We start from the raw sequence: 26,415 nt of genomic DNA on the forward strand, positions 1-26,415 counted from the left end.
CATAAACTAGCGGGCTGAAAGAAGAAACAAATTACCCGAAAGAAGGAGGGGCTTTGTAGTGTTCGATTTTCAAAAACCAACAATTGAAATTGCTGAAATTTCTGAAGACAAAAGATATGGAAGATTCGTATGCGAACCTTTGGAAAGAGGATATGGTACAACACTTGGTAATTCTTTGAGAAGAATCATGTTGTCATCCCTGCCAGGTGCAGCAGTAAGTCAGGTTAAAATCGATGGTGTACTTCATGAGTTCAGTTCTATTCCTGGCGTAAAGGAAGATGTTACTGAAATCATTATGAACATCAAAGAGCTTGCAATCCGTAATAACAGCGCTGATGATGAGCCTAAGGTAGCTTACATTGAGTTCAGTGGTGAAGGCGTTGTTACAGCAGCAGATATTCAGGTAGATCAGGATATTCAGATTATGAATCCGGATTTAGTAATTGCACACTTAAACGGCGGTGCTGATTCCAAATTATACATGGAATTAACCATTACCAAAGGTAGAGGTTATGTCAGCGCAGATAAGAACAAAGATGCAGATTTACCAATTGGTGTAATCGCAGTAGATTCTATCTATACGCCGGTAGAGCGTGTGAACTTATCCATTCAGAATACCCGTGTGGGTCAGATTACCGATTACGATAAACTGACACTTGACGTATATACCAATGGAACACTTGCTCCAGATGAAGCAGTCAGCTTAGCTGCAAAGGTATTAAGCGAGCACTTAAGTCTTTTCATTGACCTTTCCGAGAATGCTAAGACAGCAGAAGTCATGATTGAGAAAGAAGACAATGCGAAGGAAAAAGTTCTTGAGATGAACATTGACGAACTGGAGTTATCCGTACGTTCTTACAACTGCTTGAAGAGAGCAGGTATCAATACTGTTGAAGAACTTACAAACCGTACACCGGAAGATATGATGAAAGTTCGTAACCTTGGACGTAAGTCTTTGGAAGAAGTATTAGCAAAATTAAAAGAATTAGGCCTTCAGCTCAATCAGGGCGACGAGGTTTAAGATAACTCAGTGCAGCAGCACCAGTAAGTCCGACGAGCGTGGTGATGTTGGTTCATGAGTGGCACAAAACAAGCATTCGGTAAGTAAGTCCGATGAGCATGGCCGGATGTACCACAAATGGAGGAATAAAAATGGCAAAGTATAGAAAATTAGGAAGAACATCTTCCCAGAGAAAAGCATTACTGAGAAATCAGGTAACAGCATTATTAAACAATGGTAAAATTGTTACCACAGAAGCAAAAGCAAAAGAAATCCGTAAAATTGCAGAAGGCCTTATTGCAATGGCAGTTCGTGAGAAAGATAACTTCGAAGAAGTTACTGTAAAAGCTAAAGTTGCAAGAAAAGACAAAGACGGCAAGAGAGTAAAAGAAGTTGTAGATGGTAAGAAAGTTACTGTATATGACGAAGTTGAAAAAACAATCAAGAAGGATAATCCTTCCCGTCTTCATGCAAGAAGAGAGATGTTAAAAGTTCTTTATCCTGTAACTGAAGTTCCTACAGAAGCAGCTGGAAAGAAGAAAAATACAAAGAAAGTTGATTTAGTTGCAAAATTATTCGACGAAATCGCACCTAAGTATGCAGACCGTAACGGTGGTTACACAAGAATCGTAAAGATTGGTCAGCGTAAAGGTGACGGAGCTTTAGAAGTTCTTATCGAGTTAGTATAATTAACATCGTTTTATATGAATCAAAAAAGAGTCAGGACATTCGTGTCCTGGCTCTTTTTTTGCTTGTTTACAGGAAATGAGACATTTGTCAACTTGATGGAAAGAGACAATTGTATATAATGAAATTAAGACAAAAGAATGGAGCAGGGAACAGACGATGAGACAATTTATGAAACCAGAAAGAATTCGAATCATAGCAGTGCTGGCTATTTTCAATTATATATTTTTAGGCTCGGAGTATCTGTTTGACAATATGATACGCTATGCAACAGATTCCGCAGGAGTAGTAAGGGCACAGAACTATGTGCTGGGAATCAGCGTAATAGGATTCCTGTTATTCCCATGCATTAACCGTTATTTTAACCAGAAGATGCGGGAGATAGGTTTATATTTATTGCCGATAGCAGGAATCATCTGCATTTTCGTAATTCAGGAGCATTTGTCCTATCGAAGTATGCTTTTATCCGGATTCCTGCTTTATATTTTATATGGCATGATTGGAAGTGCTGTACATTATTATGCTGTGGTAAGCCTTTCGACAGAAAAAGGACTTGCACAAACCGTTGGATTTGGATATGCCTTTGGATTATTGCTTCAGTTTATCAGCAATAATCTGATACATAACAGCACTGTAGAGTCTGTTGTACTTTCCGTTTTTCTGGCGGCAATGGTATTGCTGGTTCGCAGACTGAGTCTGGAATGCAGCCGGGGGGGAGTAGGAGCAGAGGATTCAGGGTCAGATTCAGATACTGATATCCGGAAGAATAACAGGCGAAGCCTCCGGCATCCGATGCTTGCGGCATTGCTTTTGATTTCAATAGTGGTACTGATGACATGCATTTTTTCCAGTCTGGACAATGCAGTAACTTTAGTACATGCAGGTGGAAGTATAGATATTGGTCAGTGGCCGAGATTATTGCTTGCGGTAAGCGGACTGTTGGCAGGAGTGCTTTTTGATATAAAAGAGCATAGATTTATGCAGATTATGATGTACTGTGTGACACTGCTTTCAACAATGTGTGTAGTGATAATAGTCTGGGGCGGACCATTTATGGCAGGTCTTATTGTGTTCTATTTGTCCGCAGGCTTCTTTGTGGTATATTTTACCACCAGTTTTATGGACCTTTCCTATTATATGAAAGTACCGGAGTTATGGGCTGGACTTGGAAGGGCAACAAATAATATCTGTGTCGGGATTACAGGAACTATTTCCCTGATGCTGATAGAGACCGGGGATGGAATGCGCATCAGCATCATAGCATTGATTTTATTTGCAGTTATCAGTATGCTGGTATATTTGTATATGGTACAGTTTCGTATGGATATACAGGAAGAAAATATGGCGAAAATGCTGGAAAAAGAACGTGAAAAATTTTTGGAGGATAAATTTCAGGCGTTTGTGAAGAATTATGCACTTACAAACAGGGAGCAGGATGTGTTAAGGTTATTGCTTTCTTCTGATGAAAGTGCGCAGGTAATAGCAGAGCAGCTATATATTTCAAGAGCAGCATTGTACCGTTATATGGCATCTTTAAATGAAAAGACAGAGACGAAGTCGAGAATTGGGCTTCTTCAGTTTTATTATAGCTGGAAACAGCCATAAATCGTGGAAAATCCCTAAAATGAGACAAATGTAAACTTATCAAAACAGGTAGGAAAAGCGTATATTCATATAGTAAAAGGACAGAAAAGGAAGGAGGAAAAACGTGAGAAAAAAATCCATTAGAGGATTGCTTTGTCTGCTCATACTGGTGGTACTGGGTGGCAGCGGAGCCTGCAATGTGTGCGGTGGAAGTGGCAGTTTATAGAAGAAAGTAAAGGAGAAAAAAATGAAGATGCGAAAGAAAATTTCCTGGTTGTTAAGCTTTTTTATGGTATTTTCATTATTTATGGGAAGTGCCGGCATGATTGTAAAAGCTGATGGACAGAAAGCAGTGGTCAGAATTGCAAGACAGGACAGCACAGCGACCGGAACCGTGTATTATAAATGGGATACGGCGGCTGAATGGACAGAAGTAAACCAGACTGCATATAATGATACACCAATAGAAATAAACAGACCGGATGACAGTCTTGATCATACGGTACATTTTAAAGTAGTATGTGGAACGGATACAATAATCAATCACTGTCAGGTGAATAAAAATGGTGCACAGGATGCAAGCCTTGACAAGAATATACTTACATCAGAGGGAGGACAGGCATTTTCTGTAAGTGCCTCAGAGCAGGTGGAACTGATTCTGGAATTTCGTACTGCAGCATCCGGAGGCGGTGGTTCCACAACGGGTCCGGCATCCGGAGAAACAATTGCAGTTACAGCAACTGCAGTGGGAGGAGCAATTGGAGACTTACAGATAGATGGCATGAGGATTGGTTCCGGAATGGGAACGAATATATCGGGCAGCTTTGCTGGAGATAAGACGCAGCAGCACAGAGTGGCAATTGCAGCAGATTTTGGTTATGCATTTGCATCCATTATGGTAAATGGAACAGCAATTCCATTAGGTGGAACGACAGACAATCTGGAATTTGAAGTGGCTCCGGCAGATTCCTATCAGATTGAAGTAGCACTGACTACGAACAGCAGCCGTAATTATAATATTATATGGGCACCATCCCTTACAGTAGCAGAACAGCATGGATTTGGAAATGACTGCGTTATTGAACATGGAAGCGCGGAAATAATCAGTGCACAGTTAGAGGATGGAACTGTAGTAAATGCAGCAGAACTGGCAGGTGGAAATATAGCAGATGCATCCACAAGACTGGATGGAGACTTTGGCTATGCCGAATTTAAAGCAGGCACCAAAGTAACCATTAAGTTTACACCGGATTATGGTTATCAGTTATTAAGCGCATCTTTAAATGGTGGAAAGCTGACAGCAGTAGATTCACAGGTAGGTACCTTTGTATTGGATATGCCTGCAACAGATTTACATCTGAGTGCATTATTTACAAAGTCAGAGGATAAAGTAAATACGGCAAGTACAAAAGTAGACGGTGCAACCCTTGGAAATGCAGAAAACATTATTGGTTCCGGAAATCTTCAGTTAAATATTGCAGATATCAGTGGAACAGAACTGAATCAGATACAGGGTGGCATGCAGGCACAGGCAGGAAATGGAGAGATTCAAAGCTATCTTTCCATGGATTTATTCCAGGTCGTAAACAAAGGAAATTCCAACGATGCATGGGAAACGCAGTTGACCGATTTAAATGCGAAATTAAATGTAACCCTTCAGGTAAAAGATGAGATGAAGAACCAGCAGGGAACTTATTATGTGATTCGAGAGCATGATGGTGCCTATGAAAAACTTCCTGCAACGTATGATGCAGCAAGTGGAACCATAACCTTTGCAACTGATAAATTTTCGGCATATGCACTGGTATTTGAAGCCGGAACTTCATCAGGTACAACAACGCCGGGAAGCGGAACAACAGGAAATACCACCGCAGGAAACACATCACAGACCGCAACCGTGAAAACAGGAGACATGACTCCGGTTGGCATCTGGTTTTTACTGGCACTGTGCAGTGGCATAGGAGCTATTTATTTTGGATGCAGAAAACGGATAAAAAATTAATAGAATATATTGGCAGACCACTCCGATATTGTTATAATGAAGAAGGTTCATGAAAATGTTATGCAAATCAGCAGGAGGGTTTAGAAATGAGATTTAATATTGAAGGCGAACCAATGCCGGTTGTAGTCTGTGAATTAGAGTCAGGCGAAATGATGATTACCGAAAAGGGAGCAATGTCCTGGATGTCTCCGAATATGCAGATGAATACTGTTGGCGGCGGAATTGGAAAAATATTTGGAAGAATGGTTAGTGGAGAGAGTATGTTTGTAAATACATACACTGCAATGAATGGTCAGGGAACCATTGCATTTGCATCCAGTTTTCCGGGATGTATCCGGGCATTTGAGATTCAGCCAGGTTCAGATATTGTATGTCAGAAGTCAGCATTTTTAGCATCTACTTCAGGAGTTGAATTGTCCGTATTTTTCCAGAAGAGAGTAGGAGCTGGTTTCTTTGGCGGAGAAGGATTTATTATGCAGAGACTTTCTGGACAGGGAATGGCATTTGTTGAATTTGACGGCTATATCAAAGAGTATATGCTTCAGCCTGGCCAGTCAATTATCGTAGACACAGGATATCTTGCAGCAATGGATTCTTCCTGTTCTATCGACATACAGACCGTACCTGGCCTTAAGAATATCGTGTTTGGTGGAGAGGGAGTATTCAATACCGTAGTAACCGGACCGGGTCGTGTATTCTTACAGTCCATGCCAATCTCACAGATGGCAGGATGTCTGCGCCCATATCTTCCGAGCGGAAAATAAATCTCCGAGGGAAGAATGAAGCACCAACTGGAAAGTAAATCATAGAAGTATGTAGAGAAAAACAGCAGCCTATGAACAGGATAAAGTTCATGAGCTGCTGTTTTCAATTTGCATGAGTAGCGTGAAACTCACAAAGGGTGTTTTTCGTAGTTGCCAAGCCATTATTATTTGTAAGAAGCTGCCGGTGGCGGGCTCTGTAGGTTATAAACTGGCGTTATAACTCTTCCCGCTGGGCTGCCGGCAGGGTGAAGATAAATTCGGTGCCGACTCCTTCGGTGCTGATGACGTTGATATTTTCATCATGTGCCTGAATAATTTCTTTTACGATAGAGAGTCCAAGACCGGAACCCTTCTTGTCCTTTCCACGGGACAGGTCGGTTTTGTAGAAACGCTCAAAAATTTTGTTCTGGCTGTCTTTTGGAATTCCGATGCCGGTATCCTTGACAGAAACAAATACTTTTTCGCTTTTCTTGGTGGTCTCAATGGTGATTTCAGAATCATGGTGGCTGAACTTGATGGCATTGTCAATCAGATTATAAACCACCTGCTGAATCTTGCTCATATCCGCTTTTACATAAAGTGTTTTACCGGCAAGAATCAGGTGAAAGGAAATCCGTTTGGCTTTGCAGGTTCCCTCAAAGGTAAGACAGGTCATTTTAATTAACTGGTTAATGTCAAATTCGCTGACGTCTAACATTGTGCCGTGGCTGCCGTATTTATTTAACTCTAAGAGGCTCTGGGTGAGCTTGGACAAACGGTCTGTCTCGAAAACAATGATATTTAAATATTTTTCCTGCATCTCCGGTGGAATCGTTCCATCTAACATGGCTTCCACATAACCTTTGATGGAAGTAAGCGGAGAACGAAAATCATGGGAGACATTGGAAATAAATTTACGCTGGTCATCCTCCAGGGTATTCAGCTCGTTTGCCATATAATTTAGAGAAGCGGCAAGATAGCCGATTTCATCATTTTTATGTACCGGAATTTTATAACTGAAATTGCCCTCGGCAAAAGCATCAGCACCCTTAATCATTTTGCGGATTGGGATGTAGACCTCGAAGCCAATGATAATCAGTAACAGGGTTGCACAGATAAAAATCAGAAGCAGAGTCAGGTACATAATATTCAGTAAATGTGCATGATGGTGCGTGATTACGGAAAGCGGCTGGTGAATCAGCACATATCCACGCACCTTGTAATTAATCGTAATCGGCGAAAATACCGTAAGATGCGTATCGTCATAATAATTATAAAAAGAACCGGTGGTGTAATATTTGCTGCCAAAATCTGCCACATTAAATCCGTCAATGTGTGTCAGGTGGTCCATGTCCACAGATGCATTGGAGTTAATCAGAATATCACCATCTGTATTCATGACCCATATTTCTGAAGAAAGATAAGTGCTAAGGGTGGCAAGACTGTCATGCAAGTCATCTACCGTAATATCTTCATTGAAATAGTTTGAAGCATAGGTAGATGCAATCATATTGGCTTCCTTGTAAAGCCGGTCAACTTCGGTATCTTCAATATATTCATAAGTATAGTGGGAGCTGAAGGTGGATACGAGAATAAAGCCGAGAATGCCAAAAATCACATATCCAATCAGCAGCTTCAGATAAAGTCGTTTCTTCATTCTTTAACCTCGAATTTGTATCCGATGCCCCAGACCGTAGAAATGCTCCAGGCGGTATGATCGTTAATTTTCTCACGAAGTCTTTTTACATGAACGTCAACGGTTCTGGTATCGCCTACGTATTCATAGCCCCAGATATGGTCTAAAAGCTGTTCTCTGGTAAATACCTGATTCGGTGAGGATGCAAGAAAATAAAGAAGCTCTAACTCCTTTGGCGGCATATCAATTGTTTTGCCGTAATATTCTACGGAATAGTTGGAAAGATTGACCACCAGATCCGGATAAGTAACACATTTTAAATCCGGCTGTACAGGCTCCTGCTTCACCGGCTGGTAACGGCGGAGCACTGCCTTGACTCTGGCAACCAGTTCTTTGGAATCGAAGGGCTTCATGATATAGTCGTCTGCACCCAGCTCCAGTCCGAGAACCTTGTCAAAGATTTCACCTTTGGCAGATAACATGATAATCGGAACATTTGCTTTTGCCCGGATTTCACGGCATACCTGATAACCATCAATGCCCGGAAGCATCAAATCAAGAAGAATCAGATTTGGTGCATAGGTTTCAAATTCTTTCAAAGCAGATTCCCCATCATGAACCATCTTTGTATCAAAGCATTCCTTCGTGAGATACAGGGAAATCAGTTCTGCGATATTAACATCATCATCTACAATTAAAATTTTCTGTTTTGCAGCCATAGGAAACTTCCTTTCTGTTTTACGTAGTTCATATACTTGATTTATTTAAATTCTGCAATGGTAACACCGGCATCACCTTCACCAAATTCTCCTAAGTGGAAGGATTTGATATAGGACTGCCGCTTCAGATGACTCTGTACGGCACTGCGCAGGGCACCGGTTCCTTTTCCGTGGACAATGCGCACGGAAGGAAGATGGGCAAGATAGGCATCATCCAAGTATTTGTCCAAAAGAGCAATAGCTTCATCCACTGTTTTTCCAATCAGATTGATTTCCGTGGAAACAGAGGCAGATTTACTCATCTTAAGTTTTCCGGCACCGGTCTTGGCATATTTCTTGCTGCCCGGAGCAGCATCTTCAATCAGTACTAAATCCTTGATGTTTACCTGCGAGCGGAGAATTCCCATCTGTACAAAGAGGTCACCCTTTGCATTCGGCAGGGAGTGTACCGTTCCGGTTAAATTCATGCTTAAAACTTTTACACTGTCACCGATACGAAGCTTCTTTGGAACCTTTGGATTGTAGATGGCAGTGTCTTTTTTCTTTGAACTCTTTTTCTCATTGGCAGCCATTTTCTCGCGGATATTGGTACGCTGTTTTTCCATTTCCTGAATGGAAGGTCTGGTGGTTCCATATTTATTGAAATTACGGATTGCCTCATCTGCAGTATCTTTGGCTTCCTGCAGAATCTGGTTTGCTTCTTCTTTTGCTTTACGAAGAATGGCATCCCGGCTTTCATCTAATTTTTCCTGCTTGTTCTTTAACTGCTGTTTTAATGTAGCAATTTCTGATTTGTAACGGTTGATTTCTGCCTGTTCTTTCTCTATGGTGATGCGGCTTGCTTCCAGGTCAGAAAGTAAATCTTCAAAATTCTGTTCATTACTGCTGATACGGGTTCTGGCATCCTCAATTAAAGTATCGGAAAGACCGAGTTTTTTGGAAATTGCAAAGGCATTACTTTTTCCCGGAATACCGATGAGAAGACGGTAAGTCGGACTTAAGGTCTCTACATCAAATTCGCAGCAGGCATTTTCAATGCCACTGGTAGTTAAGGCATAAATCTTAATCTCACTGTAGTGGGTGGTCGCCATGGTACGGATGCCTCGACTGTGAAAATAAGATAAGATAGAAACCGCCAGGGCAGCGCCCTCCGTAGGGTCAGTTCCGGCACATAACTCATCAAAGAGAACCAGGGAATGTTCATTGGCTTCTTTTAAAATGTGGATAATGTTGGTCATATGGGAAGAAAATGTGCTTAAGTTCTGCTCAATACTCTGTTCATCTCCAATATCTGCAAAAATATCGTCAAAAACAGCAAGCTCACTGCGGTCTCCGGAAGGAATCGGAAGTCCCGCCTGTCCCATCAGAGTGAGAAGTCCCACAGTTTTTAAGGAAACGGTTTTACCACCGGTATTCGGTCCGGTAATGACAAGCTGGTCAAAATCGCTGCCTAAGGAAATGTCGATAGGAACTACTTTTTTTGCGTCCAGCAGAGGGTGTCTGCCCTTTAAAATACGAATTTTCCGTTCCGTATTAAAATGCGGTGTAATTCCATTGTATTCCAAGGCATAAGCGGCTTTTGCAAATATAAAATCAAGCTCTGTTAAAATCTGATAATCGGTTTCAATGGCAGGAATATATTCCCCTGCTTTTGCCGATAAAGTGGCAAGAATAACGGCAATTTCGTCCTGCTCTTTGATGGATAATTCTTTTAATTCGTTGTTCAGATTTACCACAGCCATTGGCTCAATGAAAAGAGTAGAACCGCTGGAGGACTGGTCATGCACCATACCGGTAATCTGGGATTTGGCTTCAGCTTTTACCGGAAGACAGTAGCGGCCGTTACGCATGGTAATGACAAAATCCTGCAGGCAGCTTCTGACATTCTGGTTATTTAACATCTGGTTTAACTGCGCATGGACGCGGTCACCGGTTGAGCGGATGGAACGGCGGATGGATTTTAAATTACTGCTGGCATCATCACTGATTTCATCCGCAGAAATGATGCAGCGGCAGATTTCATCACAAAGCGGACTAAGAGGCTCCAAACCATCAAAGAGTTCATTCAGGGAATCAGATGGAATATCTTCCCGTTCCTTTCTGCCATAGGCTTTGACCCGGCGGGCAGTCTCTAATAATTTACAGAGGCCGAGAAGCTCTTCGATATTCATGGTTCCGCCGATTTCCACACGCCGGATGGCGGAAGAAAGCGGTTTGATACCGGAGCAGTCAAGCCGTCCCTTTTTCAGGCTGCGGTTCATGGCATCCTTAGTCTGCTGCTGTGCATTGGTAATCTCTGAGAGGCTGGTGGAAGGAAGCAGGGAAAGACAGCGTTCCTTGGTATCCGCACCGAAAGCATACTCTGCGAGCCGCTCTACAATTTTATTATATTCTAATGTTCTTAAAACCTTTTGATTCATAAATATTCTCCGTAAAATGTACTAAAAATCACTGCTTCTATTATACCCCAAACCGATTGTGGTGAAAAGGGCGGTTGAAAATAAGTTTCCGGATAAATGACGAAATTGGCACGTTTTTTACATTCCGGCATCTTTTTTAAAAAATGTTGCAACATAGGCAGATAGAAAGTATAATTAAAATTGGTTGTATTTACAGTAGAAAAGAGGATTCCCTATGTCAGAAAATGAAAAAGAGGAATTTGCATTTATCAAAGAGAAAATCAAGAACAAGCCGTTAAATAAGAGACGTATTATTTTAAAAACGGCATTTACGGTTGTGCTTGCGGTTGTCTTTGGACTTGTATCCTGTTTTGTATTTACATGGATGCGCCCGGTGATGGAAGAGTGGCTGAATAAGCCGGAGGATACCAGGGTGAGCATCCCGAAAGATGAAGAGGTACAGCCGGATACGGAAGAAGAGACAAATTCCACGGAGACAGGTGTAGACGAGCCGGATGTAGAAGAAGGCTTAAAAGAGCTTACACCGGAGGAATATCAGAAATTACAGAGTAAGCTTTATGCGATTGGAAGCGAAGCAAATAAGTCCATTGTTACGGTGACAGGTGTGACCAGTGATGTGGACTGGTTTAACACGCCTTATGAGAGACAGGGACAGGCAAGTGGAGTCATTATTGCGGATACCGGTCAGGAGCTTCTGATTATGACAGAGCGCAAGGTCATAAGCGGAGCAAAATCCATTCATGTGACCTTCCTTGATAACAGCACCGTAGAAGCGGAGCTTAAAAACTATGACGGAAATACCGGAATTGCGATTTTAAATGTAAAACGTTCCGACATCGAAGAAAGCACTCTGGGCAGAATTAAAGTGGCAGTGCTTGGAAATTCACTTCAGACCACACAGGGCAGCGTTGTGCTGGCACTGGGCAGTCCGCTGGGAACGAATTTCTCCATATTGACAGGAAATATTACATCGACTTCTAACAGCATTTCCACCTTTGATGCAAACTACAATGTACTGACAACAGATATTGTGGGCAGTAGTCAGGGAAGTGGTGTACTGGTCAATCTCTCTGGTGAAGTGGTTGGAATTGTTATGCAGGATTACAGCAGCGGCGATGAGAATACGCTGACCGCAATTTCCGTTTCCCAGTTGAAAGACATTATCGAGAAGCTTTCCAATGGACAGGATATTCCGTATCTTGGACTGAAACTGACTTCTGTAACATCTGACATTGAAAAGGAATATGACATACCAAAGGGCGTATATATTAAATCAGTGGGAATTGATTCCCCGGCGATGGCGGCAGGCTTGCAAAGCGGTGATGTTATCGTAAAGATTGCCGGAGAAAATGTAGAGACAGCGCAGGCATATAAGAATGTGTTATCCGGGCAGACTCCGGGAGATGTTGTAAAGATTACCATAAAACGCCAGGGGGCAGCAGGCTATGTAGAAATCGAATGTTCTGCAACCGTTGGTGTACTAAAATAGAAAGAGGAAAATTATGCATTATATTGAAACATTACGCGAAGGCGAAAGAGTAAATGAAATCTATCTTTGTAAAAATAAGCAGTCAGCGCTGACGAAGGCAGGTAAGCCTTATGAAGCATTGATTTTACAGGATAAAACAGGCACACTGGATGCAAAAATCTGGGAGCCGGGCTCTGTGGGAATTGATGATTTTGACCGCTTTGATTACATCAATGTAGTGGGAGATATCACAAGTTTTCAGGGCGCATTACAGTTAAATGTAAAGAGGGTCCGGAAAGCAACCGAGGGAGAGTATGAACCAAAGGAATATCTTCCGGTCAGCGAATATAATGTAGATGAAATGTATGAGCAGTTACTTGGATATATTAAGCAGATGGAAAATCCATATCTTAAGAAACTGGCAGGCAGTTTCTTTATCGAGGATGCAGATTTTGCAAAACGTTTTAAATTCCATTCTGCAGCAAAAAGCGTACATCACGGTTTTGTGGGCGGACTTTTAGAGCATACTTTAAGCGTAACGAAGCTTTCTGCTTATTTTGCTGACAACTATAAGATTCTCAATAAAGATTTACTGGTTTGTGCCGCCATGTTTCACGATATCGGAAAGTTAGAAGAGCTTTCTACTTTCCCGGAAAATGATTACACCGATGAGGGACAGCTTTTAGGACATATCATGATTGGAGCCATGGAAATTGCAGAGCGCATCAAGACCATCGATGGTTTCCCGGTGAAACTGGCACATGAGATGGAACACTGTATTCTGGCACATCATGGAGAGTTAGAGTATGGTTCTCCGAAGAAGCCGGCATTACCGGAAGCTGTAGCATTAAGCTATGCAGATAATATTGATGCAAAGATGGAGACCATGCGTGAGCTTTTGGCAAACGTACCGGAAGGAGATACTCAGTGGCAGGGATTCAACCGTCTGTTTGAATCGAACATCCGCAGATCGAGTATATAAGAAATATGAAAAAAGATGACATTGTTACACTGACCATTGACGATATCGGAACTAACGGCGAAGGTATCGGAAGAACGGAAGGCATCACACTTTTTATCAAGGATGCTCTGCCGGGAGACATGGTTCGTGTCAAAATCATGAAGATGAAAAAAACTTATGGCTATGCCCGCCTGATGGAAATTCTTAAGGAATCCACCATGCGGACAACCCCGCCATGCCCGGAGCATAAGCGGTGTGGTGGCTGCCAGATTCAGGCACTTTCTTATGGGAGCCAGCTTAAGTTTAAGGAAAATAAAGTACGCAACAACTTAAAACATATCGGCGGATTTGAAAATCCAAAGGTCTTACCAACACTTGGCATGCAGGAGCCTTACCGCTACCGGAACAAAGCACAGTTTCCGGTGGGTTATGATAAAGAAGGCAACCTGGTGGCAGGCTTTTTTGCGTCCAGAACCCACAACATTATTCCGGTGCAGGACTGCCTTTTGGGAAAGGAAGGCAACGGAAGAATCCTGTCCCTTATTTTAGACACCATGAAAGCCTATGGTGTCAGTGCCTATGATGAGAAAACCGGAAAAGGCTGTGTCCGCCACATCTTAATCCGTTACGGTGAAAAAACAAAAGAGTGGATGGTCTGCTTTGTGATCAATGGCAAGAAGCTGCCGCATGCAGAAAGTTTTATCGAAGTATTAAAGGATTTGCCGGGGATGACAAGTATTACTGTAAATATCAATGAAGCCCGGGGCAACGTGATTTTAGGGGAAGAGACTTATACCCTCTATGGACAGGGGTATATTACAGATTATATCGGAACAATTTCATTTCAGATTTCCCCACAGTCTTTTTATCAGGTAAATCCGGTGCAGACAGAGGTGCTTTATAATAAAGCTTTGGAATATGCCAATCTCACCGGCGAAGAGACGGTCTGGGATTTATATTGCGGCATCGGAACCATTTCCTTATTTCTCGCACAGAAAGCGAAGAAGGTTTACGGTGTGGAAATTGTACCGCAGGCAATCGCAGATGCCAAAGAGAATGCCCTTCGAAATCACATTTCCAATGCAGAATTTTTTGTTGGGAAAGCAGAGGAAGTCTATCCGGCATACTGTGCCGCCCATGGCGAAGAAGCCCGTGCAGAAGTTATCGTAGTGGACCCGCCACGCAAAGGCTGCGAGGAATCCCTCCTTGCCATGATGTGTGAGATGGCACCACAGCGTATCGTCTATGTGAGTTGTGATTCCGCAACCCTGGCCCGGGATTTGAAATATCTTTGCAGCCATGGATATGACCTCGTGGAGGTGCAGCCGGTAGACCAGTTCGGTCATACGGTACATGTGGAGACGGTAGTACTGCTTTCCCACAAAAAGCCAGACGGACATATCAACGTAAAAGTTGAGTTTGGCGAGGGTGAGGGTAAAAATCCTCTTGATAATATCGAAAAGAGAGCAGAAAGCTATAAGCCAAAAGAGCGAGTAACCTACAAGATGATTAAAGAGTACATAGAAGCAAAATACGGCTTCAAAGTACATACCGCATATATCGCAGAAGTAAAACGAGATTTAGGTTTGCCGATGTATGATGCTCCTAATGCGGTAGAAGAATTGAAACAGCCAAGGAAGCATCCGACAGCGGAGAAAGTGGAAGCGATAAAGGATGCGTTGAAGCATTTTGAAGTGATTTAATTGTAGCAGGGAAGGGGTGCAAATGAGTATAGATAATGTAATTTCCATAATTATTAGTATATTAGGTTCTTCTGTAATAACGTTGATATTGTCCACATTTATTTTTCAACCATTGCAAGATAAGAAAAAGTATGTTTTTGAGGAAAAAAAGAGAGTATATGAATCTATAATTGTATTTGCGCAAATTGTACTTTTTCCAGCCGAAGCGAAATTTTCTTTAGGAGTTGCAAGGTATAATATACAAGAGCTATCAGATGATGAAAATAGAAATAATGCAATAAATGATTTGAAGATGGCAATTCCTAAGTTGAAGTTAATTTCAAAAGATGATGGTCTTGTCAAGGAATTAGAAAAATTTATTTACCAGAAAAGTGAGGAACAATTTAATATACTTGTAAATCGATTGAGAAAGGATTTATACAAATAAAACTAGGTGTCTTGCGGAGGTTTTTATGGAACAAAAATTTTATGATGAGATAAAGAACATCTTGATAACAGCAAGAAATAAAGTCTATCAAACAGCCAATTTTGCAATGGTTGAAGCCTATTGGAATATCGGAAAATCAATCATTGAAGAACAGGGCGGTAACGAAAAGGCGGAGTATGGGACAGGTTTATTGAAAGAATTATCGAAACAAATGACTCAAGATTTTGGAAAAGGATTTACTGTTGCCAATTTGAAAAATATGAGGCAGTTTTATTTGACATTTCCAAATGGCTACGCACTGCGTAGCGAATTGAGTTGGACTCATTATCGGCTTTTGATGCGTGTGGAAAATGATAAAGCACGAGAATTTTATATGCAGGAAGCTGTAAAATCACAATGGAGTACCAGACAGCTTGAAAGACAGATAAATTCTTTCTTTTACGAAAGACTATTATCCAGTAAAAATAAAGAGCAGGTTGCGGCAGAAATTCAGACATTGGAGATGGAAAAAAGCCCAGAAGATGTTATCCGTGACCCATATGTATTGGAATTTCTTGGACTGACACCCAATGATGATTTTTATGAAAGTGATTTAGAGCAAGCGTTAATTACACATTTGCAGAAATTCCTTTTGGAACTTGGCAGAGGCTTTTCATTTGTCGCAAGGCAGAAAAGAATAACGTTTGATGGACGCCATTTTAGAATTGACCTTGTATTTTATAATTACATCTTAAAATGTTTTGTATTGATTGATTTAAAGGTTGGAGACTTAACACATCAGGATTTAGGACAGATGCAGATGTATGTTCATTATTATGAGCGAGAGCTTATGAATGAGGGAGATAATCCGCCGATAGGTATTGTGTTATGTGCAGACAAGAGTGAGTCTGTAGTTAAATATACATTGCCGGAAAATGAAACACAAATTTTTGCTTCAAAGTATAAATTATATTTGCCAAGCGAAGAAGAATTGTTGAGAGAATTAAATCAGGAATATCGAGCATTGGAAACTGGCAAGACAGATGAAGAATATATTGACGGTATGAAAAAAGAATAAATTTTACATCAGGGTGGTGCAAAATTTATGGAACTAATATTTTGTGGGAAAGAGAATGCACGTGAAGTATTAGTACTGTATAACTATTGATCATATTTCTGTGGTTTTGTGGAGATATGTTTTAATTTGGTATGCATGTGGAGTGCGTAGTATTGATGTCAAAGGTGAACCCTAACAAGTAAATAAAGTGTAGTAATTACAAGGCTTTCTGAAAGGCTATCGTTAAAAAGTATAACGAGCCTCTCGGAAAGCCTTATTTTCTTGCTCAGATATAGCTAAGTAAGAACATATCTACAAGGGAGAGTTGACACTACAGAATGGATAACAAGGATTTGAAACCTCAAGGGGTTCAAAATAAATATTTATAAAATGCAATCATGATTTTAGCCGTTATTAGTAGATATTAGTAATAAATAGTGAATATTAGTTATAAATCCACTTGAATTCTGCTGATATATGAGTTAAAATAGAATGATGTTTTTGGAGGGATGATATGACTGAAGAAAAATGGGTTTCAATGGAAGAAATATGTAAACATCTTGACAGTAGCAGAGACACGGTAAAAAAAATGATTAAAACTCAAGGGCTTCCAGGATATAAGATAGATAGGAAATGGAAATTTAAAATTAGCGAAGTAGACTCGTGGGTGCGTAGTAAGAATCGAGTTACTGGCGCAGAAGGTCGAGGTAAATCAGATGATTAAGACTATTGATTTATTTGCGGGTGCGGGTGGCCTAAGCTATGGTTTTTATTTAACCGGGGAGTATGAGCTTGTTGCAGCAGCAGAGATAAATGAGAATGCCAGAGCAACATATAAACAGAATATTGCAAAACACGCAGAGAAATTTGAATTCATAAACAATGTGATAGGATATGATTTTGGCGCGTTAAACCAGAGAAAAGGAGGTGAGATAGATGTTGTAATTGGTGGCCCACCTTGCCAAGGATTCTCTAACGCAAACAGACAAAAAAACCATCTTATTAGCATGAATAATAGTCTTGTGAAAGAATATTTCAGAGCGATTAAACAGATAAGGCCGAAAGCATTTGTTATGGAAAATGTGAGTATGCTAGAGTCTGATACACACAGATTCTATGATTCATATAAAGACAACGCTGAAATCGAAGCATTGATTGCAAACGGATTTAAAATCCCGAAGAGAATGGATTCCTTAGTATTGGCTGACCGAGTGTTTGCTGATATAGATTTGGAACAGTTACCACAGGAAAATTTAGTGTCGTATGATATACCATCACAATTAAAGCATTTATTAAGTGTTCTGAGAAAAAATTTAGGTAACGATAGAAGACTTCCGAATTTTTTAATCAAGAATGCATCACTTATTAAAAGAATGATTTCAGAATATCTAGCTGAGAATCAGGCTACCACAGATAATGGAACCATAATAATGACGAATAAATTATCGACAATTTTGACATCGCTGGAAGAGGAAAATTGGGATACTATAAAGACTGATCTTGATTATGTGGTTGATTTACAAAAATTGATAGAGTTTATTCGTGAAATAACAAGTAATGAACTGATAGGGGAATATGAGTATTCGGTAGAGCACGGATTAAGATTTATTACTCAATCGTATTCTGTAATTGATTACGTGAATGCAATTCTCGGAAACGAGTATATACAAAAGGGCAATGTGTTTAATGCGGAGTGGTTTGGTGTTCCGCAAGAACGTAGAAGATTTATTGTGCTTGGAATTAGAAAAGACATATATGATTTAACAGGAAAGGAATTAGACTATAGCGAGATACAGAAGGCTGAAGTGATTCCTACAGTCGGAGATGCAATCGCCGATTTGACAGACTACGAAGTTGGGTATGATAAAAAACAGGAGTTGCAACCATATAAGAAAGATGATGACTTATGTGAATATGCAGTGTTGATGAGAACGGGTAGTGAGGGCGTAAAAAACCATATTACTACCAAAACAACAGAAAAGGCGTTAGACAGATTTAGAAAAATAAAGCAAGGGAAAAATTTTCACAGTTTGGATGTTGAGGATAAGGATACTTATTCTAAGCCAGAGAGAACACAGAATACGATTTATTTGAGACTGGATCCAAGTAAACCAAGCGGTACAGTTGTGAATGTAAGGAAGTCCATGTGGATTCATCCAACATTGGATAGGGCGATATCTGTAAGAGAAGCTGCTAGATTACAATCATTTCCAGATTCATTTGAGTTTATAGGAACAAAGGATTCCCAATATCAGCAAGTTGGGAATGCTGTTCCACCTCTTCTGGCAAAGGGTATTGCTGAAATATTACTAAAATATTTAAAATAAATCTAAAAAAGAACAATATGTGTAGCCGTAGATTGTATTTATTCTACGGCTATTTTTGTACTTCGATGTTCTTTGAAAAATAATATACGAAAAATGTTGATAATATTTGAAAAATAATATTGACAGAAACGCGTATAAAAAATATAATGTAGCTAAGATATCAAAAATGGAGGTTACTATATGGCAAAAGAACGTGAAACTAAAAGAGAAAAATTTGTGAGACTTGCAGAAGCACGTACTAACAAAATAATTGATATGCTACAACTTCTTGGAAATTGTTCTAATTCAAGTGCGTATGATTATTCGCAAGAGGATGTGGACAAAATCTTTTCTGCTATTGAATCTGAGGTTAAAGAAGCAAGAAAGAAATTTAACAAGATTGAAAGTAAGAAAAGTACAAGATTCACATTAGATTAAGGAGGGTATATATGGGACTTACACCTATTCCGCAAAATTACAAGCGAAACGTTGATTGGATTATCGGTGCATATGAAGATGCTGGAGTGGATTTTCCTAATGGATTCCAGAAAGATGCTATACAAAATGCTGTAGGAGCAAGACGGACCAATAATTGGAAAAATTGGAAATGCGATATCTCATATATTGAAAACAATAAAGGAAAATTTATTGTTGTATCAGATAGTGGGACAATGGGGTTAACTGGTAAAAATACTCCAGCAGAAGAAATTAATGAAATGATGGCAAGAGAAGAAACCTTGCCGGCTGAAGAAAGATTATCTCGTTTCACATCTATGTTTAACTCTGGTGGTAATGCTACCGGAGGCGGTTTGTATGGAGCAGGAAAGAGTGTGTACTCTGTTGCTTCTGAAGATTATACTTACTATTTTGATTCTTTACGTGAAGACGGAATATACGTGGCTAATGTGAATAAAAAAGGCCAAGTAGAATCTGTTGCTTATGAAGGGGATGAAGCTAAGAAATTTATTTTTGAAGAAACTGGTCTTAGTGAAAAAACAACCGTTGGAACGAGAGTTATTATAGTTTCACCAAAAGAAGAACTTGTGAATGCAATAAATGATGGAACTATTATAAACGATATCCAAGAATCATGGTGGATTATCATTGAGCGATTAAAGGATGATGCTGCCATTACGGTAAATGGGAATAGGATTACCGTTCCGAACGATATTAAACAATGTACTCATGCATATGAATTGCCTTCACCAGAGAAATATCTATCAGGTTATAAAGTAAAGCATTTTGGATTATATGTTTTTGATGACGGAAGTAATAGATGGCAAGGTATTTCATATTATAGAAAAGGCATGAAAATCGGGGAGATTGATCTCAAAGAGATACCTAAGAAAGTAGATGGTAAGTATTGGGGATATATTGAGGTTGATGAACAGTGGGAAGAAGAACTCTCTGATATTGAAGACAAAGTTCACTTTGGCGTAAGTAAAGGCAAAAAGAGGATGCTACAATATCAAAACCTCAAGAACTATACACAAAGCAAAGTAACAACTTGTTTAACTGAATGGGGATACATTAAAGATAAAGAAAGCGACGATAAGAAACTAAAAGATGAATTAAACCAAATAAAAGAAGATATTCAGGAACTGTTTAGAAAGCTTGATTTTGAGGATCTTGGCAAGGGACCTAAGAGGGCAGATTTTGATGTTCGTTGGCAGAATATTAGATACCCTGAAGAAAATTCTGAAAGAGTAACTGGTGGGGATACTATCAAATTTTCTGTAAGAATGAGTAGTTCATATACAGTTAGTAAGAGATTTGAATATAACTTATCTGTTGTGAACCCTCAAACTGGTTCGGTTGTTTCGGTTATAAAAAAAGACAAAATATCTATTGAATCTGGTGTAGTGAAAAAGCTTGACTTTGAGCATCGAATTACAAAGGATAATTCTGTTCAGTTCGCAGAAAATAGAATATTACTTTCTGTAAAAGTAATAGGAAGTGGAAAAGAAAAACGGAAGGAATTACCTTATTTCTTTGATATTGACAGACCAGATAATAGCAGGGAAGAGGTTAAATTAGCTCTTCATGAATGTATTTTTCCAACGGAGAGCAGTCGTAGGGTAAACTTCGGAGAAAAATTAAGAAATATAACCTATTTGATTGAGAATAAGAGAAATGAGGCATTAAATTACCGTCTTAATATCAGTATTCATAATGCAAGCGATATTACTAATCCTAAGATTATTGATGTGGTGCAGCTTACAGGAGTATTGGCTCCGTTTGAAGAGGTAGTTACGGATCCGGTTAAAGAAATTGTTTTTGACGAGGCTATATATTCAAAATATCTAACGGAGGGTGTGTTGGAACTCAGAGCAAGATTGATTGCTAATGCGGATGATTCACAGTATGAAAAAGGTGACAAGATTACGTTTTATCATTATAAAATTTTCTTGAATTCAGATGAAAAACACGGAAGTGCAGATTCATTTGATATCAATCTTGTAAAATCCCCGGAAGATTACAGAAGATCTTGGAATACTCCTGGAAATGGAAGAACTATTACGCTAAATATCGGACATGCTGCGTATACCAATTTGGAGGATTATGCAGACATTCAGCATGATTATCTGCGCGAGCAAATGTTAAAACAGTTCGTGCTATTGTATCTGTCTGAAGGAAGATATGATATGTTCGGGGATGTTGGAAAGGACTTTGTGGAACTTGAACCACAGGAAGCGGCAGAGCAGGTTTTACAGAAAATTGAAAGTGTATATTATCAAAGTTTGAAATCATAGGTGATGAAGAATGGGACATATAGTTAGATTGGATGCTGAAGGGCATTTATTATATGAAGGACTTTTATCATCTCAAGAAATTGCAACTATAGATGAGATTCTTCAAGCTTTAAAAGAAGAAATTCCTCAGATAGAAGCTGATTTAGAAGAGACATATGGTAAAAGTGTATTATACAAGTATAATCTAGGTAAAATCCTAGGAGAACTTTTGACAAAGTATGATATATCATTTGCTGAACGTAGGAAGTTCTGGGATGAGATAAAGAATTTTGCTACAAAAGAAGATAGAAAAAGAAACGAAGGCACTAATGCGGAGACGCGTAGCTTTTATGGCCAGTGCTATAGACTTTCACAATATGATCAAGAGATTGTTGAAAAGCTATCATGGAGGCAATGGCAGGATATATTAGATCGTGTTGGAAACAGAGAAGATGAAAGAATCTTTGAATGGATTCGCCATAAAAGTGAAAAAATTAGAGAAGACGATTGGCGTGAATTTGAAAAAGGATTACATCTATATCTAAAAAATAAAGATACATCTGTTTTTACGGATAAAGAGTTGTTTGCAATATATGAATCGATTCTTGAGATGGCTAAATACTGGAGAATTTCATTTGGGCAGTTCTCTAAAGATTTTCCAAATAGCGCAAAAATAAAGAGTAAGGTGAGACGATCAAAGAAATACCAAGCAGAATGTTTCAGAATAAAAAAAGATTTGAGAAGAGACCTTGATGAAGAGATTTTTTCACAAGCATTTGAAAATGCGATGAAATAATATGAGACCGTTTCAAGTTTTGTGTAAACGTTAAAAACTGATATAAGATTTGTGAATAGTTACAAATGGGCAGAGCCGCTTTTTCAGGTTCTGCCCATATCTGCATTCTCTGGCTCTTGTGATAGCAGTGTAGAAGATATTGTGAGTTACTAATTCTTCCACCTCATCGGTAATAACTATCTTTACAGAGTCATATTCAAGACCTTGTGCTTTGTGTATTGATACAGCATGGTATTCCAACCGCAACCGGAAATATGAAATGGCGAAGTGATGGAATAAGAAAAATTCTCACAAATGAAAAGTATATGGGAGATGTTCTTTTACAGAAGACCTATACGGTTGATGTTCTTACAAAGAAGAGAGTTGCTAATAATGGAATTGTTCCTCAGTACTATGTTGAAAATAACCATGAAGCAATCATTCCAACTACAGCATAATATCGAAGATGTACTAAATGGTGATTCTACGGCAACACTTGAATACATAGACCAAAGAATGACGGAATTGCAGGAAAAGCTTGTAATGTGCGTAAACAAAAATGCGGAGTATGATGTTATAGCAAGGGAAATAGATGCTTTGAGGGAAAAGAAGGCAACAGTTGTCACTAAAGATTTAGAAAAGGTATATATTCAACCGAAGTATAACTATTGTACCGGGGAGGAGCGTTTTACTTTCATCAAGCTGCCAAAATGTCTGGTAGAGAATGAATGCTTTATTGAACTGTCAATGGATGCAAAGCTTTTACACGCATTCTTTTTAGATCGAGTTTCATTGTCAATAAAAAATGGATGGATTGACAACCAAGGGAGGGTGCTTATCTATTATTCAATAAAAAATATTTGCGAGGATTTGAATTGTGGAACTCAAAAGGCATGCAAGTTATTGGATGAATTGGAAAAGGTGGGAGCACTTGAACGGAAGAGACAGGGATTGGGAAGACCTAACAAGCTGTACCTTAAGAAAATGTTTTGAGAAATAGCCATACCGTAAAAATCAAAATACAAAAGATGGAGAAATCACAATTAAGAATTTTGATTTTGACGCATACAGACTTTTGGTATTTATAGGTTTTGAACAGTAAAAATCAAAATCTAATAAGACTAATAATATCTATCTTATCCTATCAGAAAGTGAAGAAACATCACTATGGATGGGATACGATGGATTTCAATGACAATGTCAGAAAGGATTTTAATTATGGTTAAGAATAAAGTGGTTTTAAAAGAAAGAGATGCCTGGAGTGATTTAGCAAATTTTATTGGAGAAATGGTAGCAAAGTATGCGGAAGCAATGGACTTGGATAATTTGCCTGATCCGGATTTTTATCTTCGTAGGGAAAGAATAAGACAGTTGTACACGGAGCTATATAAAGAGAAGAATATAACAAAGTTCAGAAATACAAAAATCTCTATTGAAAGAAAAGTTGTAGCATGACACTATAACCGTATAGACGGATGGAGAAAATCATAAATACGGATATGTACGGAATGTTGGTGGAGGAAAAATCATGATTATCAGTGAAAGAATTTTTTGTGTGATGGAGCAGAAGAACATAACGCAGTTGGAACTCTCAAGAAGGACCGGGATCGCAACAAGTAACATCAGTGACTGGAAGAAGAAAAAGACGAATCCCAAAGCGGACTGTCTGTTGTCTATATGTGACGCATTGGAGATTACTCCCGAACAGCTTTTGACTGGAAAAGGAATTGATCCGGAATATAAAGATGCAGATATGGATTATGAAGTTACCAGGTCGGATATTAAGATTTTAAAGCAGATTCACAGCCTTGGAGATGCGCAGTATAAAAGATTGATGGCGTATATGAAAGCCTTGCAGAAGTTGGAACAGATGGAGAACATGGTGGAGGAATAGAGATGGCAAATAAAATAGTTAGGGAAATTATTCACGCAAAAGGAATTGATATTGGGATTTACACGAAAGATTTTGAAAATGAATATATTTCGTTGACAGCTATTGCAAAATATAGAAATGATAATGATCCCAGATTTGTCATTCAGAACTGGATGCGAAACAGAAATACAGTTGAGTTTTTGGCTGTTTGGGAAGAACTTCATAATCCAGATTTTAACCGTGTGCAATTCGAGGCGGTTAGAAGTGAGACGGGATTAAACAGGTTTGTTATGACGCCAACCAAATGGATTGAACAGACCAATGCTATTGGAATAGTGTCAAAAAGCAGGCAGATATGGTGGAGGAACTTATGCACATAGCGATATTGCAATGGCATTTGCTACATGGATTTCTCCGGAATTTCAACTGTATATTATGAAAGATTACCGCAGGTTAAAACAAGATGAAAATAGTCGATTTTCATTGGACTGGAACTTGAACAGGGCTTTATCAAAGGTGAACTACCGTATTCACACAGATGCGGTGAAGGAAAATTTGATTCCACTAGAGCTAACACCAGAACAGATTGCTTATACATATGCCAGTGAAGCAGATCTTTTAAATGTTGCTTTATTTGGTCAGACTGCAAAGCAATGGAAAAATAATAATCCGGGTAAAAAGGGGGATGTGCGTGATGATGCAAATTTAAATCAGTTGTTGGTGCTGGCAAATATGGAAAGTTATAATGCTACGTCAATGCAGAGGACTTGTATCATCACCTGTTGGATAAATGGAAATTCTGCTGGATTGTGGATAAGGCAAAGGTCAACGGGACAGAAGAATTTGAAGATTATAAACGGTCATTGACAAAGAAACAGCGGGCAGAAAGGGATAAGGCTTTAGCACATTTTGAAAAAGCATTTCAGCAGATACAGACGGAATAAGAAAGTGTCACAACATCTGAGGGGCAATCAGTTTGAACACTGATTGCCTTTTCTGGCAGGAAATGGACGATTTAAGCGATTCCTGATGAAGTGACAGAAATATGCCTTGCATATGTTTTGACATGCTTAGAGGGCATAAAAAACGGAAAAAGGCTACATAATTTGAACATTTTGAAGGAGCGTATCGCAGTGGCGAGGATGGGAAAAAAAGAAAAACGATTGTGGGTGTTCTTTTTGAATGATAAGAACAGGATACAATATAATGACCAGTGCAAGAAGTGTGTGCATGACTGTAAGCAGAGCTTCCGGTGCAGGATTGTGTGGTGCGGGAAGTATCACTCTAAGCGGAGTAAAGGTAGAAATTTGATACGTTTGTTTTAGAAACTCTTGAATGATATATTAGCATAGAGAGTATAGTCTTGCTTTGTTCGAGAGAACGAATTATAATAACATTCGGAGGGATAGATATGGATTATATGACATTAAAAGAAGCTGGTGAAAAATGGGGTGTAACACCTCGTTGGATAAATTATTATTGTTCTGCCGGACGTATTCCAGGTGCTGTAAAGATGGGAACGGTTTGGCTGATACCCAAATCAGCGCAAAAACCTAAGGATGGTAGAAGAAAGTGATTGATGCTACGTTGACTGAAAGGAAATGACCATGTATAAGATTGGAATTTGTGATGATGATAAGATTTTATGCTCTGTTTTGGAAGAACAAATCTATGAAATTTCAAAAAAAATAGAAATAAAAGCTGATGTTGAGGTATGGTATTCTGGGGAAAGCATACAAAATGATTTGAAAAAGGGAATAGAATTAGACCTGCTTTTTCTTGACATAGAATTAGTCCAAAAGAATGGTATTGCAGTAGGAAATTTTATTCGCAACGAAATGGAGAATATGCAGACGCATATCGTATATATTTCTTCAAAGGAAAGTTATGCCATGCAGTTATTTAAGGTTCAACCATTAGATTTTTTGATTAAACCTATCTCTAACGAAAATATAAGAGAGGTGCTGATAAGAAGCGTAAAGCAAAAAAGCAGTGCGGATACCTATTTTGAATACCAAAAAGAAAATTCTGTTTTCAGAGTTCCAATAAGAAACATTGCTTATTTTATGAGCATGGATAAGAAAATAATAATTGTAAAAAAAGATGGAAAGGAAGAATTTTATGGAAAGTTAAAAAACATAGCAGAGATTCTTCCTGCTGATTTTATGATGATTCATCAATCCTATATTATTAACCAAGCATATGTAAGTGAATATTCTTATGAAATGGTAAAAATGGTAGATGGTGAAAATTTAAATATCAGTAAGCCGTATAGAAAAGAAACCAGAAGTAAAATAATACAGCATCAGAAAGCGAATATGAGAGATGGTATCATATAGTCCA

24 protein-coding genes and 2 pseudogenes are annotated in these 26,415 nt (G+C 39.1%); 22 read left to right on the forward strand and 4 right to left on the reverse strand.

Annotated elements, in window-relative coordinates; translation table 11 throughout:
- The first annotated feature begins 58 nt into the window (after positions 1-58).
- The 5 genes from DWX96_RS05740 (at position 59) to DWX96_RS05760 (ending at position 6,037) form a co-directional block, all read left to right on the forward strand.
- A complete protein-coding gene (locus tag DWX96_RS05740; RefSeq protein ID WP_022242763.1) occupies positions 59-1,021 on the forward strand; it encodes a DNA-directed RNA polymerase subunit alpha in 963 nt (320 codons plus the stop codon).
- A gap of 131 nt (positions 1,022-1,152) precedes the next feature.
- Positions 1,153-1,689 carry a bL17 family ribosomal protein gene (locus DWX96_RS05745; protein WP_022242762.1) on the forward strand — a complete coding sequence of 179 codons (537 nt, stop codon included), beginning with the start codon at positions 1,153-1,155 and terminating at the stop codon, positions 1,687-1,689.
- 169 nt (positions 1,690-1,858) lie between these two features.
- On the forward strand, positions 1,859-3,292 hold the full coding sequence (locus DWX96_RS05750; RefSeq protein WP_158561819.1) for a helix-turn-helix transcriptional regulator: 1,434 nt from the start codon (positions 1,859-1,861) through the stop codon (positions 3,290-3,292).
- A 226-nt stretch (positions 3,293-3,518) separates the two neighbouring features.
- The gene (locus DWX96_RS05755; protein ID WP_118056981.1) at positions 3,519-5,273 is read left to right on the forward strand and encodes a hypothetical protein; all 1,755 of its coding nucleotides are present in this window, start codon (positions 3,519-3,521) and stop codon (positions 5,271-5,273) included.
- An 86-nt stretch (positions 5,274-5,359) separates the two neighbouring features.
- Positions 5,360-6,037 (forward strand): TIGR00266 family protein, encoded by a 678-nt coding sequence (locus DWX96_RS05760; protein WP_118056982.1) that lies wholly within the window; start codon positions 5,360-5,362, stop codon positions 6,035-6,037.
- A 214-nt stretch (positions 6,038-6,251) separates the two neighbouring features.
- On the opposite strand, the gene DWX96_RS05765 is transcribed toward DWX96_RS05760, so the two are convergent.
- Genes DWX96_RS05765 through DWX96_RS05775 form a run of 3 tightly spaced genes read right to left on the reverse strand, consistent with a single transcriptional unit; the run spans position 6,252 to position 10,791 of the window.
- On the reverse strand, positions 6,252-7,673 hold the full coding sequence (locus DWX96_RS05765; RefSeq protein WP_117698357.1) for a HAMP domain-containing sensor histidine kinase: 1,422 nt from the start codon (positions 7,671-7,673) through the stop codon (positions 6,252-6,254).
- Entirely contained in the window at positions 7,670-8,371 is a 702-nt protein-coding gene (locus DWX96_RS05770; protein WP_117698358.1) for a response regulator transcription factor, read from the reverse strand. Before DWX96_RS05770 ends, DWX96_RS05765 begins: the two co-directional genes overlap by 4 nt.
- 41 nt (positions 8,372-8,412) lie before the next feature.
- The gene (locus DWX96_RS05775) at positions 8,413-10,791 is read right to left on the reverse strand and encodes an endonuclease MutS2 (RefSeq protein ID WP_118056983.1); all 2,379 of its coding nucleotides are present in this window, start codon (positions 10,789-10,791) and stop codon (positions 8,413-8,415) included.
- A 214-nt stretch (positions 10,792-11,005) separates the two neighbouring features.
- Here DWX96_RS05775 and DWX96_RS05780 point away from each other — a divergent pair, with 214 nt between their 5' ends.
- The 10 genes from DWX96_RS05780 (at position 11,006) to DWX96_RS05825 (ending at position 22,220) form a co-directional block, all read left to right on the forward strand.
- On the forward strand, positions 11,006-12,280 hold the full coding sequence (locus tag DWX96_RS05780) for a S1C family serine protease (RefSeq protein ID WP_117841531.1): 1,275 nt from the start codon (positions 11,006-11,008) through the stop codon (positions 12,278-12,280).
- A 13-nt stretch (positions 12,281-12,293) separates the two neighbouring features.
- The gene (locus DWX96_RS05785; RefSeq protein ID WP_022242746.1) at positions 12,294-13,241 is read left to right on the forward strand and encodes a 3'-5' exoribonuclease YhaM family protein; all 948 of its coding nucleotides are present in this window, start codon (positions 12,294-12,296) and stop codon (positions 13,239-13,241) included.
- Positions 13,242-13,246: 5 nt separating this feature from the next.
- Positions 13,247-14,923 carry a 23S rRNA (uracil(1939)-C(5))-methyltransferase RlmD gene (gene rlmD / locus DWX96_RS05790; RefSeq protein ID WP_118056984.1) on the forward strand — a complete coding sequence of 559 codons (1,677 nt, stop codon included), beginning with the start codon at positions 13,247-13,249 and terminating at the stop codon, positions 14,921-14,923.
- A gap of 22 nt (positions 14,924-14,945) precedes the next feature.
- Positions 14,946-15,350, forward strand: a complete 405-nt coding sequence (locus tag DWX96_RS05795) for a hypothetical protein (protein WP_055169603.1) — start codon at positions 14,946-14,948, stop codon at positions 15,348-15,350.
- Between the two features lie 25 nt (positions 15,351-15,375).
- Positions 15,376-16,407 carry a PDDEXK nuclease domain-containing protein gene (locus tag DWX96_RS05800; RefSeq protein WP_118056985.1) on the forward strand — a complete coding sequence of 344 codons (1,032 nt, stop codon included), beginning with the start codon at positions 15,376-15,378 and terminating at the stop codon, positions 16,405-16,407.
- 493 nt (positions 16,408-16,900) lie between these two features.
- Positions 16,901-17,110 carry a helix-turn-helix domain-containing protein gene (locus tag DWX96_RS05805; RefSeq protein WP_118056986.1) on the forward strand — a complete coding sequence of 70 codons (210 nt, stop codon included), beginning with the start codon at positions 16,901-16,903 and terminating at the stop codon, positions 17,108-17,110.
- Positions 17,103-18,713 carry a DNA cytosine methyltransferase gene (locus tag DWX96_RS05810; protein ID WP_118056987.1) on the forward strand — a complete coding sequence of 537 codons (1,611 nt, stop codon included), beginning with the start codon at positions 17,103-17,105 and terminating at the stop codon, positions 18,711-18,713. The genes DWX96_RS05805 and DWX96_RS05810 overlap by 8 nt, the downstream gene beginning before the upstream one ends.
- A 180-nt stretch (positions 18,714-18,893) precedes the next feature.
- Positions 18,894-19,130: a hypothetical protein gene (locus DWX96_RS05815; protein WP_117909149.1), complete on the forward strand. Its 237-nt coding sequence runs from the start codon at positions 18,894-18,896 to the stop codon at positions 19,128-19,130.
- 11 nt (positions 19,131-19,141) lie between these two features.
- A complete protein-coding gene (locus tag DWX96_RS05820) occupies positions 19,142-21,445 on the forward strand; it encodes a hypothetical protein (RefSeq protein WP_118056988.1) in 2,304 nt (767 codons plus the stop codon).
- Between the two features lie 10 nt (positions 21,446-21,455).
- Positions 21,456-22,220 carry an ATP-dependent helicase gene (locus DWX96_RS05825; protein WP_118056989.1) on the forward strand — a complete coding sequence of 255 codons (765 nt, stop codon included), beginning with the start codon at positions 21,456-21,458 and terminating at the stop codon, positions 22,218-22,220.
- 30 nt (positions 22,221-22,250) lie between these two features.
- Here DWX96_RS05825 and DWX96_RS14945 read toward each other — a convergent pair whose 3' ends face one another.
- Complete coding sequence (locus DWX96_RS14945; protein WP_442970042.1) at positions 22,251-22,466, reverse strand: ATP-binding domain-containing protein; 216 nt, start codon at positions 22,464-22,466, stop codon at positions 22,251-22,253.
- Here DWX96_RS14945 and DWX96_RS05835 point away from each other — a divergent pair.
- From DWX96_RS05835 to DWX96_RS05870, 7 genes and pseudogenes are all read left to right on the forward strand, one after another.
- A pseudogene (locus DWX96_RS05835) lies at positions 22,439-22,645 on the forward strand (recombinase family protein); the annotation flags it as partial. The gene DWX96_RS14945 and the pseudogene DWX96_RS05835 sit on opposite strands and share 28 nt — an antisense overlap.
- Positions 22,646-22,742: 97 nt before the next feature.
- Positions 22,743-23,192 carry a replication initiator protein A gene (locus DWX96_RS05840; protein ID WP_199535173.1) on the forward strand — a complete coding sequence of 150 codons (450 nt, stop codon included), beginning with the start codon at positions 22,743-22,745 and terminating at the stop codon, positions 23,190-23,192.
- Between the two features lie 225 nt (positions 23,193-23,417).
- Positions 23,418-23,654 carry a hypothetical protein gene (locus DWX96_RS05845; RefSeq protein WP_118056990.1) on the forward strand — a complete coding sequence of 79 codons (237 nt, stop codon included), beginning with the start codon at positions 23,418-23,420 and terminating at the stop codon, positions 23,652-23,654.
- Between the two features lie 73 nt (positions 23,655-23,727).
- Positions 23,728-24,093: a helix-turn-helix domain-containing protein gene (locus tag DWX96_RS05850; RefSeq protein WP_117658848.1), complete on the forward strand. Its 366-nt coding sequence runs from the start codon at positions 23,728-23,730 to the stop codon at positions 24,091-24,093.
- Between the two features lie 2 nt (positions 24,094-24,095).
- Positions 24,096-24,822: pseudogene (locus tag DWX96_RS14875) on the forward strand (KilA-N domain-containing protein); the annotation flags it as partial.
- Between the two features lie 661 nt (positions 24,823-25,483).
- A complete protein-coding gene (locus DWX96_RS05865) occupies positions 25,484-25,648 on the forward strand; it encodes a helix-turn-helix domain-containing protein (RefSeq protein WP_118056992.1) in 165 nt (54 codons plus the stop codon).
- A gap of 31 nt (positions 25,649-25,679) precedes the next feature.
- The gene (locus DWX96_RS05870; RefSeq protein WP_158561820.1) at positions 25,680-26,411 is read left to right on the forward strand and encodes a LytR/AlgR family response regulator transcription factor; all 732 of its coding nucleotides are present in this window, start codon (positions 25,680-25,682) and stop codon (positions 26,409-26,411) included.
- The last annotated feature ends 4 nt before the right edge of the window (positions 26,412-26,415 follow it).

The organism is Roseburia sp. AF22-2LB (assembly GCF_003461125.1).
In the GTDB taxonomy this organism is placed as follows: Bacteria; Bacillota; Clostridia; order Lachnospirales; family Lachnospiraceae; genus Roseburia_C; species Roseburia_C amylophila.